We start from the raw sequence: 10,849 nt of genomic DNA on the forward strand, positions 1-10,849 counted from the left end.
TTTGTAGCGTCCTCAACCCAATCTGCAAAGAAAGCGCGCCGCGGGGTCACTGTCGATCACCGTTACTTTGCCTACAATGGGCCGATCGCTTCCATACACCGAGTGGTCGTGATCACGTCACTTCCGGACCGCCCTGCCCTTCCCTGCCCTCCCCCACCCTCTTGCCCAAACCACCCCCAACCGCTGGCGTCTCGACCGTGCTCGTCACCGGGGGCTCGGCCGGTTTGGGCCAGGTCATCGCGGCGACATTTGCCGACGCCGGATACCGGGTCATTCTTGTCGGGCGATCGAGCGAGCGACTCGATGCGGCAAAGCAGCAACTGGACACGAAACCGGGGCGAAGCGTCGTCACTCTGGCCGGTGACGTCAGCCTTCGGGATGACGGTGAACGAATCGCAAACACCATCGACCATCAATTCGGACGTCTCGATGTGCTGGTCAATTGCGTCGGCGCCAGTGACCGCGGGCTGGTCGGCGAACTGACCGCGGATCGCTTGCATGAATTGATCGATCAAAACGTGGTGACCACCCTGCTCTGCTGCCAAGCGTTTGCCCCACTGTTGGAATCCTCCCGCGGCAGCATCGTCAACATCGGATCGCTGGCCGGCAAAGTGGGTGCTCGATACCTGGGAGGCTACAACGCGGCCAAACACGCGCTCGCCGGGCTGACGCAACAGTTGCGACTGGAGTGGCGGGACAAGGGGATCCACGTCGCCTTGGTCAGCCCCGGTCCGATTCGCCGCGACGATGCCGGCACGCGTTACCGCGATCGCACCGACACGACACTCCCGGCAAGCGCCTCCGCCCCCGGCGGGGGAACGAAAGTCAAAGGCCTGCCGCCCGAAACGGTTGCCCGCGCCGTGCTCGCCTGCGCCCAAAGACGACGAACCGATGTCATCCTGCCGGGCTATCTGCGACTTCTGATCGTCTTGGGAAACGCCTTTCCGCGACTGGGAGACTGGCTGCTGCTCAAGTTCACAAGCTGACCCCCTGTATCAGTTTGTGTCCAGCCTTTTGGGCGATCCCCGGTCGCTGCGAAGCAGCCAATCGAGCGGCTGAAGCCCAATANNAAGCCTGCACACCAACGCTTTTCCGCGGCCGAGCCGACCAGTTCAAGATTGACTTCGTCGTCAGCTTCACTACCCTCTACAGTATCCCACCCTTGCTGCGATCGGCCTCCACCGCTCCCCCGCCAGCATCCTGCCCCCCTCCAAAACGCCCGACTCGCAAGACACGGGCGTTTCCAACGACTAACGAGTTGCCGAATGAATCGATCACGGCATGCCCGCTTTCTCCCTCCGGGCCCACGCGTCTTTCGCTTCGTCATGGCCAGCCTGCTCGCCAGCCCGCTTCTTTGGATGGCTTCGCTCCCCGCTCAGGAGCTGCCGGCACCGCAATCGCCGCAGGCAGACACGGAACCGCTGACCGACCCGCAGCCGACCTCGGCCGACGCCCCCGAAGCGGAGGTCCGGTTCGCCTTCGCCGGAGTTCCTTGGCGAGAGGTGATTGACTGGATCGCCGATGAAGCCGACTTGGCGCTACACATTGATGGCGTTCCCGCCGGCAGCTTCACCTACAGCGACCCGTCTTCGTTCACGCATCAAGAGGCGATCGATCGCATCAACTTGTTCCTGTTGCCACAGGGTTACACCTTGGTGCGAAGTGGAAAGTTGCTCTCGGTCATCAATCTCAGCGATCCGCGCAGTCTTCAACAGCTCGACGCGCTGGCGGAATTAATTCGCGCCGACGAGTTGGCTGAACGAACAAACCATGACGTCGTCAAATGCCTGTTCCCGCTCGGCGCCCTCTCGGCCGAGGAGGCGGTGGAGGAACTGGGCGCGATCAAGTTGATGATGACACCGGCGGTCTTCAAAAAGACCAATCAGTTGATGGTCACCGACACGGTCGCAAAGCTAAAGAATGTCAAAGCCATCCTGGACTCCTTCGAACCCTCCAAGCTGGACAACGGCACGATCGTCAAAAGCTTTCCGCTGCAGCACGTCGAAGCGGAAGACGTGTTGCTGGTTGCTCGCCCCCACCTGGGGCTGGCCACCGGCGAAATGATCGGGATCGACGTCAGTCTGTCGGCGGACCTGGAAGGCAAGAACATCTTCGTGACCGGCATCGAAGACAAAGTCAAACTGATCGAAAAGCTGGTCGAATCGATTGACGTTGCGACGCCGTCGCTCACCGATGCGGAAACCGATGCAAAGTTTCAGACGCATGTCGTCGCCGGCGGGAACGTCGATCTGGCGTACGACGTCTTGCAAACGCTGCTGGCAGGTAAGGATGTCCGTATTTCCAAGGACAACACCGCCGGAGCGATCGTCGCGCTCGCACCACCGTCGATCCAAGAAGAGATCGCGATGACGGTCGAGCAGATGGCCGCCGATGAAGCCCAGTTCGAGGTCATCCAGCTCAAGACCGTCGACCCCTACGTGGCGATCGCCCTGATCGAACAGATGCTTGACCTGACACTGGAATTCGACACCAGCGATCGGAGAGACCGCGATCGAGACGAACAGCCCGTGCAGCCACCGAGAATCGACGCCGACCCGGAGAACCGACGCCTGTTTGTTCGAGGCCGCCCCGCACAGATCGCTGAAATCAAACAGATCGTCGAAGGCATCGATCAAAAGCAAGACGCGATGGCGTCCAACGAAAGCATCCGCTTGCTCTCGCTGACCGGCAATCATGCCAAGCAATCCCTGATGCTGGCGGCCCGATTCTGGAGACTGCCCAATCCGATTGTCCTCTTCGAATCGGACGAATCGATCAACAACGCACGTCGGGAACGAGTCGCGTTCGATGCCGACGACCAATCCCCGGACCAACGCGACGACTTTTTGGAGGCCCTGGAAAGCAAGACGCCCGCCCAGTTCGTGTCGGTCTCCGACCGCGGTCGATTGCTGCAGACCCCATCACCCGACGTCACCAAGGCGGCGATCGAGTGCCAGTTGACGACGCGTGGTCTGTTGATCCAGTGCGACGACATCGACGTCCTGAATCAATTCCAAGATCACCTGGAAACCCTCGCCGGGCCGGGAACATCGATCCCCGCCGAGCCGGTCGTGTTCTATCTGAAATTCACCCGCCCCGAAGACGCCATCCGGATGCTGGCCGAATTGCTCGATGGCGGTCAAGCCGTCGCCAGCAGCAGTGACACCCTGGTCAACGCATCAATCACCTCCCCGAGCAGTTCCTTTCTGGGCAGCCTGGTGACCAACCGCGAAGGCACGATCACGTTGATCGCGGGGACCGCAACGGTGGTCGCGGATTCACGACTGAATCGGTTGATCGTTCAAGGCACCGTGGACGATGTCGAGCTGATCGAGAACTACCTGCAGATCATCGAAAAAGACAGCAGCATCACTTCGATCGAAACCTATGGCACGTCACACATCATCGAGCTGGAAAACTCGAAAGCGGTAGAGGTCGAAGCGGCGATCCGACAGGCATTCGCCGGACGGGTCGCGGCGGCCACCGGAGCACCCGGTGCCCCCGGCGGGGGCGGGGCGTCAAGAGCCGACGCGGCTCGGAATGAACAGCAGGAATCGGCCAAAGACAAAAAGTCCGAGAACAAAAACTCGCCACCCAAACCCGCGGCACAACAGGCTCGCGACTTGGAGCCGAAAATGACACTGGCCGTTCACGAGCCCAGCAATTCGTTGATCGTGACCGCACCCGACCCGCTGTTCAAAGAAGTCGAAGCGTTGGTCAAAACGATCGATGTCCGCGGCGAACAAATGATCCAGGTCATCACGCCCAGCAACAGCGAAGTGTTGGAAACCGTGCTGCAAGAGATTTTCTTGGGGCAATCCGACGGCCGATCCCGATCGACTTCGCGAACGTCACCACGTTCGACGTCGTCCCGCTCGCCATATCCGACGAACGGCAAAAATTAGTGCCCCCGCGACGCCCTCCGTTGATGAGTCGAACGATGATCCGTTTCAATTGCTTCCGTCGTTTCCACGCCGGGTCCGGGCTCGACCGGACATCAGCCGGTTCGCGTCTGTTCGCCGGCGCGGTGTGCCTGGCCGTGGGGATGGCCGCTGGAGGCTTCGGCACCACCACGGCGGTTGCCCAATCCGGCCTGCGGGAATCCCTGGATCTACTCGACCGAAACGAGAACGGATACATCGAACCCGATGAGATCACGACGCTGTCCCGGCCTTACCTGGAACGCATCGCTGAAGCTCGACGGATGTCCCTGGACCGCCCCAATCGAATCGAAAACTGGCAGGAAGCGGCGCGCATTTACCACGCGTTGAAAAATGGCGTTGCAGGTGAACGGGTCCGCGCCAGCGATGATCGGGCGGTCAAAAGTTTTCGGCCGCGAGACGAAGATCCGGTCGTCCCCGAGTTCGGTCTGCCGCAAGTCAAGTATCCCTATCAATTTCGGGACCTTGAAGAAGCCGACGAAACCCTGGAACGCTACGACCGCAACCGCGACGGTTACTTGAGCCGTTACGAAGCCTCCCGCGCCCGCTGGACGCACCGCGATCCCTTCAGCATGGACCTGAACAACGACGATCAACTCAGCCGGCTCGAGCTCGCCCAACGGTACGCGCGGCGGCGAATGCTGAGCGACGATTCCAGCGAACTGATCCAGCAACGCCGGCGCACCGGCAGCGGCGTTCGCCCCAGCGAAAAAGAAAGCGAAGACGACCGTCGGCGGCGTGAACGTTCGGAATGGTGGAGAACCGGCGGCGACCGATTTTGGCTGACCGCCGCCGTGCTGGGACGCTTCGACGACAACCGCAACGGTCGACTGGAGATGGAAGAAACGGTCGAACTGGGGATTCCCGCCGGTGCCGTCGACGCCGATCAAAACGGCGAACTGTCGCGCGACGAATTGTTCGCCTACTTCAGCAACCTGCAGGATCAAACCGGCGATCAAATCGAAGGCCTGCCCGGCTGGTTCTACGAACTGGACCTCAACCGCGACAAACAAGTCGACCTGACCGAGTTCGCGACCGAATTGACCGACGCCCGGGTCGCGGAGTTTGTCGCGTTGGACACCAATCAAGACGGTCTGCTCGCACCGCAGGAAGTGATGGCGTCGAAATCGATGATGGGCGGCGTGTTTGAAAATACCGACGCCGAGATTTTGCCCCCCAAGAAAACCATCGTTTCAGAAATCGACATCACCGAAAACTTCTTGATCGCAGACCTGAACTTGCAACTGTCGCTGACGCACACCAATGTGTCCAACTTGGACGGCTACCTGACCGGGCCCGACGGGACGCGGATCGAACTGTTCACCGAGATCGGCGGACGCGACGATCACTTCGACCGCACTGTTTTCGACGACGAGGCATCGACACCGATCGTCAAAGCCCGACCGCCCTTCGAAGGCTCCTTCCAGCCCGAAGGCTTGACCAAACGGCAGCCCAGCCTCAGTGCCTTCAACGGCCAAACCATCCACGGCGTTTGGCAGCTGACCATCCGCTGCTCCCGTAGCGATCGGTTCGGCATGCTGCACCGCTGGTCGCTGATCGCCCGACCGGACGAGGAATCACTGCTCAATCGGCCGGAGCTGCCCGATTCGAGCCCCTCCTCACCGACCGGCGAAGAGCCTGATCCGGATCCCACCTCATCGGCGACGGCGTTCCGGACGGATTCGCAAACAACCGCCAACCCCGGCTCCGAGTTTTCCAAACAGGACTTCTCGATCGGCAAGGAGTTTGGAAAGAAAGCCGACGCCGATTTCTGGACGCCCGAGCGGAAAGCCGAGTACGCCCAAAAGCTTCGCAAGCCGTCGTCGGAGGAATGGCAAACGATGAGCGAGGAGGCCAAACGCAAGTTCATGGCCACCCGCACCGAAGCGATCAAACAATACAAGGACGCACTCAACCAGCGCAGCGGCGCAGCGAAAGATCGCTGACCCCAGCGGACAACGCGGTGAAGCATTTTTTAGCCGCTGGGCGCGAGCGGGCTGTCGTTTTTGTGAGCCGCGACGCGTAAGCGGCCGGCATTTCGGCGCCCGCCCGAGGCCTTACGGCCAGCGGCTCACCATGGACTCAGCAGATCCCGATTCGATCGACAGGCTGGTCAGCGACCGGCATGTGTTGCCCCACGCAACCCTCACTCGCCACTGGCTGGCGCCGCGTGCTAAAATGCCGGCGTGAATTGAGATCCTTTCCCACCCGAATGAGTCTGCGTCTCAACTTCACGGCTTATCGGCTTGTTTGCGAGCGTCAAGGTTTCAAAACTGGGCGTTTCTGATTCCCGATCGTTCCCTGACGATTCTTTCCCAACACCCCACTCCCCCTAACGTCATGTCAGCGTTCCCCGACATCTCGACCGTCCAATACGAAGGCCCCCAGAGCGACAACCCCCTCGCGTTTCGTTGGTACAACCCCGAAGAGGTCGTAGAAGGCAAAACGATGAAGGACCACTTCCGGTTCTCGATCGTTTACTGGCACACGTTCCGTGGCACCGGCAGCGACCCGTTCGGCCCGGGCACCGCGGTTCGCCCCTGGGACGACGGCACCGAATCGGTCGAAAACGCTCAGAACCGGGCGCGTGTCGCATTCGAATTGTTCGAGAAACTGCAGGCCCCCTACTACGCGTTTCACGACCGCGATGTCGCCCCCGAAGGTGCGTCGCTGTCGGAGACCAATGCGAACTTTGACGCGGTCGCCGATGTGTTGGAGGAGGAACAAACACGCAGCGGCGTGAAGCTGCTGTGGGGCACCGCGAACATGTTTTCCAACCCCCGCTTCATGCACGGCGCGGCCACGACTTGCAACGCCGATGTGTTCGCCTACGCCGCGGCGCAAGTCAAGAAAGCGATGGACGTCACGCATCGACTCGGCGGCGAAAACTATGTGTTCTGGGGCGGACGCGAAGGTTACCAAAACCTCTACAACACCGACATGAAGCGTGAGCTGGACCATCTGGCCAAGTTCTTTCACATGGCCGTCGACTACGCCAAGGAGATCGGCTTCACGGGACAATTCCTGATCGAGCCGAAACCGAAAGAGCCGACCAAGCACCAATATGACAGCGATGCGGCCGCCTGCATGAACTTCCTGCGTGCCTATGATCTGACCGACCACTTCAAGCTGAACCTGGAAACCAACCACGCGACGCTAGCCGGCCACACGATGATGCACGAAATCGATTACACCGGTGCCCAAGGCGCACTGGGCAGCATCGATGCGAACACCGGCGACTTGCTGCTCGGTTGGGATACCGACCAGTTTGCGACCGATTACTACCTGACGACCCAGATGATGTACTACATCCTCAAGCACGGCGGACTCGGTAGCGGCGGCGTGAACTTTGACGCCAAAGTCCGGCGCGAATCCTTTGAACCGATCGATCTGTTCTACGCCCACGTCGGCTCCATGGACGCCTACGCCAAGGGGCTCAAGATCGCCGCGGCCATCCGTGCCGACAACGCACTGGAAGGATTCATCAGCGAGCGTTACAGCAGTTTCGACCGCGGCATCGGAGCCAAAATCGAAGCCGGCGAAGTCAGCTTCGCCGACCTGGAAGCCTACATGCTGGAAAAAGGCGACGCAGAACCGAACGTCAGCGGACGGCAAGAATTGCTCGAAAGCGTCATCAACCGCTACATCGATCGCGTTTAGGTTTGAGAGTTTCAGGTTCCAACCTTAGCTGGAACCCGGGTATTGAACCTGCGTTTCAAAACTTGAAACTCAAAACTTGAAACTCGAAACTCGAAACTCAAAACTCAAAACTCGAAACTCGAAACTTGAAACTCGAAACTCGAAACTCGAAACTCGAAACCTATTCCCCAACCTTCCGCCGAGCCCACGCGGCGGCGCCTTTCACTCCGGCGTCGTCGCCGAGTTTAGCGGCGACGACTGTGAAGCGGTCTTTGTAGACGCTCATCACGTTTTTGCGCGCCGTCTTGGTGACCGTTCCGACGATCAGGTCCTCCATCGCCTCGACCATACCGCCACCGAGCACGATGGTGTCGGGACAGAGCAGGTGAATGATGTTGACGACGGAGATGCCGATCGATTCGGACGCCTCTTCGACGAGCCGCCGGACGACTTTGTCACCCGCCTCGATCGCGTCCGCTAACGCGCCACTGCGAATATCGGACAGATCGGTGCCGACGTTTTTGGCCAGTGACGGGGCGTCTCCGCGGAACGCCGCTTTGGCCGCTTCGGCCGCGATCGACAATCGACTCGCTTCGGCTTCCAACGTCCCCGGCAATTCGTAGCCGCTGCTGCGTGTGCCGCTGCTGATGCGGGTGTGACCGATCTCCATGCAGCTAACCCCCGCCCCCTGCAAGATCGTGCCTTCGTACACGCACGCACCGCCGACACCGGTCCCGGGAAAAATCCCCACGGCACAACGTGACCCGGTGGCGGCCCCAAACTGATACTCGCCATACAGGCCGGCATCGACGTCGTTGAGCACGACCACGGGACAATCGAATTTCTTGTGCAGAAACTGCTCAATGTCGACGTCGTCCCAGCCCAAATTGGGTGTCGTCAGAATCCGCCCCTTGTCCAGATCAATCGGCCCGGGACATCCGATCCCGATCCCCCGAATCCGCTTGCTATTCAAATCGTTTTCAGCGATCAAACGCTCGATCGTCGATCCGATCCGGGCGATGCCGCTATCGCTACCGTCACGACCTCGCGTTTTTCGGCGGCGGCGGCCCAACGCATTCCACCCCTCGTCATAGGCGATCGCCAGCATTTTGGTGCCGCCAAGGTCAAATCCGATCCAGATGTCGTTTGATTGCTCTGCCATGATCACTCCAGCATGTCTCTCTACGTTCGGCTAAGCTACATCTTCCCACCACGCACCGGATCGCGTCAGTAGGGCGGGCGAAATTTTTCTCGCCGGCATCGACCGATTTCGTGAGGATTCGCCGGAAAAAATCAAAATCCTGTCGAATCCGTGAAATAAATCGACAGCGGCGCGCAATGAAAGTCGCGGCAAGCGCAGAACATGAGCAACCTCCCCGCCGATGATGGCGACGCCTCCCCCGAATCCTCTCCCGATGCATCGGGAGCCCCGCAGCCCGGTGACGGTGCGACCGGGGCGGGCAGTCAAGACGTCTGGCGTGAGGTGTTCAAGGAAGCCGAATCGGGGTTGCGACGTTTCCTGGCGGGAAAGTTGCCCCAAGCGGCCGATGTCGAAGACTGCTTGCAGACCGTGATGGTCGCGATGCTCAGCAACAATTCCCAGATTCCGCACGCGGCCCGACGCGCCTGGCTGTACCGAGTCGCCGCAAACGAAGCCGCCCGATGGTGGCGAAACAAATCGACGACCGACCGAGTGCTGGAAAAGCACGCCCATGCGAGCTTTCGCATCGACACCGAACCCCCATCCGATCTTGAGACCCGAGAGACACTGCGACACGTTCATCAAGCGATCGAAAAACTGCCCGAACACACCCGGCAAGTGATCCGTTTGCGGCTTGCCGAAGGAATGACCTTTCAAGCCATCGCGGACCGACTCGACCAACCCCTGGGAACCGTCCTGACGCGAATGCGTCGCGCGATGCAGCAATTGCGAAACGAACTCGATGACGACGCCACCCCGTGATTCCAACCGTTCCATTGACCCCCGCGGCCCTGACCTGAAGGGCATCCCCATGACATCCGACACCGAACCCTCCCCGCAAGATCCTCTGCTGCGTCAACGCTGCTCGGATTACCTGTTGGGTGAGATGACGCCGCAACAAGCCACGCGTTTCGAATCCGAACTGAATTCCCCTGCCGTCGCCCAAGCCTTGATCCGAGAAAGCGAACTCCTGTGCCGCGTCGCCCAATCTCAGCTCGCCCCATCCGCAGACCCGATCAGCCCTGCCGCACGATCGCTTCCTTCCACCGCGGTCGCAAATCGGGTCAAGCCACTGCAACGAATCAGCATCGTGATCGCGGCGCTGGCGGCAACCATTTTGGTGATTTCACTTGCTTCGATGAGTCGGCCCAGTCATCAAATCGAACGCACTGCCACGGCGCTGAATTTGGAATCGGCGACGTCCAGCACTTCGTTCGAGTTTGAACTGGCCAAGACCTGGGTCCAGCCGGCCGTCGACTGGGACACGACCGGTTGGGCAGCCAGCGTGGAGGAACCATCCATTTTCATCGACGAGGACAGCTTGCCGGCCGAGTTCGGCGAAGCAGTCAACGACGAAACCTTTTCTTGGATGGTGGTCGCCCTCCAAGCCGCCATCGGTGAGGCAGACCGCGACGATGGTTAGATCGCCTTCCATCCTGTCCACGTTCGGCCTGCTCGGCGTCCTTTGCGTCGCTCTCTCGACCGGCAGCGGGCACGTCGTCGCCGCCGATGGCTCCGCTCTTTCGAAGGCCGAGAAAAAGACGACGCCACGCAAACTGGATCAAGAACAAGAACGCGGCGTGCTGCAGATGGTCCATGATCACCTGCCCGAAATCAAAGGCTTGCTCGATCAACTGCGAGAAAAAGAACCCCGGCAATATGACGCCGCCATCATGAACCTGGCCAAGTCGTCGCGGCGATTGCAGGCGGCCAAAAAACGCGGTGAAGCCGCCTTTGAACTGGAAGTCCAAGTCGTCCAAGCACAATCGGCGATCAATCTGTTGGTCGCGAAACTAAAAGTCCGTGACAACCAAGCCGATCGAGCGGCGTTGCGAGACGCGACCAAACGGCTGGAACTGGCCGAGTTCGCGCGTGCCAAACACGACGTCGATCAAATGCGATCGCGGCTGGACAAACTTCAAGAACAACTTCAAGTCGCCGAAAAGCGACTCGGTGAAAAACAGTCCCAACGGGACGAAAACATTGAACGGGCATTCCAAATCTATTTGCGAAAGTCCGGACGAAAAGAGTAACCCACAACCTCTCCGCTCCCCTCCCACCGACTTGC

General features: G+C 60.0%; 8 protein-coding genes. 7 read left to right on the forward strand and 1 reads right to left on the reverse strand.

Annotated features, from left to right (window positions below; translation table 11 throughout):
- The first annotated feature begins 161 nt into the window (after positions 1-161).
- The 4 genes from NZK35_RS19570 to xylA all read left to right on the forward strand — a co-directional run bounded on the left by NZK35_RS19570 (position 162) and on the right by xylA (position 7,601).
- A complete protein-coding gene (locus NZK35_RS19570) occupies positions 162-986 on the forward strand; it encodes an SDR family NAD(P)-dependent oxidoreductase (RefSeq protein ID WP_259634213.1) in 825 nt (274 codons plus the stop codon).
- Between the two features lie 279 nt (positions 987-1,265).
- Positions 1,266-3,905: a secretin N-terminal domain-containing protein gene (locus tag NZK35_RS19575; RefSeq protein ID WP_259634214.1), complete on the forward strand. Its 2,640-nt coding sequence runs from the start codon at positions 1,266-1,268 to the stop codon at positions 3,903-3,905.
- 35 nt (positions 3,906-3,940) lie between these two features.
- Positions 3,941-5,887 (forward strand): proprotein convertase P-domain-containing protein, encoded by a 1,947-nt coding sequence (locus tag NZK35_RS19580; RefSeq protein WP_259634215.1) that lies wholly within the window; start codon positions 3,941-3,943, stop codon positions 5,885-5,887.
- Between the two features lie 394 nt (positions 5,888-6,281).
- Complete coding sequence (gene xylA, locus NZK35_RS19585) at positions 6,282-7,601, forward strand: xylose isomerase (RefSeq protein WP_259634216.1); 1,320 nt, start codon at positions 6,282-6,284, stop codon at positions 7,599-7,601.
- Between the two features lie 160 nt (positions 7,602-7,761).
- Here the strand turns inward: xylA and NZK35_RS19590 are convergent, their stop codons facing one another.
- Positions 7,762-8,742: an ROK family protein gene (locus NZK35_RS19590; RefSeq protein ID WP_259634217.1), complete on the reverse strand. Its 981-nt coding sequence runs from the start codon at positions 8,740-8,742 to the stop codon at positions 7,762-7,764.
- Between the two features lie 201 nt (positions 8,743-8,943).
- Between NZK35_RS19590 and NZK35_RS19595 the strand changes: the two genes are divergently transcribed.
- From NZK35_RS19595 to NZK35_RS19605, 3 genes are read left to right on the forward strand one after another with little or no spacing between them, the layout of a single operon-like run.
- The gene (locus NZK35_RS19595; RefSeq protein WP_259634218.1) at positions 8,944-9,543 is read left to right on the forward strand and encodes an RNA polymerase sigma factor; all 600 of its coding nucleotides are present in this window, start codon (positions 8,944-8,946) and stop codon (positions 9,541-9,543) included.
- Positions 9,544-9,592: 49 nt separating this feature from the next.
- Positions 9,593-10,204, forward strand: coding sequence for a hypothetical protein (locus tag NZK35_RS19600; RefSeq protein WP_259634219.1), 612 nt, complete (start codon positions 9,593-9,595; stop codon positions 10,202-10,204).
- The gene (locus NZK35_RS19605) at positions 10,197-10,814 is read left to right on the forward strand and encodes a hypothetical protein (protein WP_259634220.1); all 618 of its coding nucleotides are present in this window, start codon (positions 10,197-10,199) and stop codon (positions 10,812-10,814) included. The genes NZK35_RS19600 and NZK35_RS19605 overlap by 8 nt, the downstream gene beginning before the upstream one ends.
- Positions 10,815-10,849 lie beyond the last annotated feature (35 nt).

Source organism: Stieleria sedimenti (assembly GCF_025060895.1).
In the GTDB taxonomy this organism is placed as follows: domain Bacteria; phylum Planctomycetota; class Planctomycetia; order Pirellulales; family Pirellulaceae; genus Stieleria; species Stieleria sedimenti.

What these genes read in the sequence shown, in the direction of transcription:
- NZK35_RS19575 (WP_259634214.1), top strand. Translation starts at nt 1,266, where the DNA reads ATGAATCGATCACGGCATGCCCGCTTTCTCCCTCCGGGCCCACGCGTC.
- NZK35_RS19580 (WP_259634215.1), top strand. Translation starts at nt 3,941, where the DNA reads ATGATCCGTTTCAATTGCTTCCGTCGTTTCCACGCCGGGTCCGGGCTC.
- xylA (WP_259634216.1), top strand. Translation starts at nt 6,282, where the DNA reads ATGTCAGCGTTCCCCGACATCTCGACCGTCCAATACGAAGGCCCCCAG.
- NZK35_RS19590 (WP_259634217.1), bottom strand. Translation starts at nt 8,742, where the DNA reads ATGGCAGAGCAATCAAACGACATCTGGATCGGATTTGACCTTGGCGGC.
- NZK35_RS19595 (WP_259634218.1), top strand. Translation starts at nt 8,944, where the DNA reads ATGAGCAACCTCCCCGCCGATGATGGCGACGCCTCCCCCGAATCCTCT.
- NZK35_RS19600 (WP_259634219.1), top strand. Translation starts at nt 9,593, where the DNA reads ATGACATCCGACACCGAACCCTCCCCGCAAGATCCTCTGCTGCGTCAA.
- NZK35_RS19605 (WP_259634220.1), top strand. Translation starts at nt 10,197, where the DNA reads ATGGTTAGATCGCCTTCCATCCTGTCCACGTTCGGCCTGCTCGGCGTC.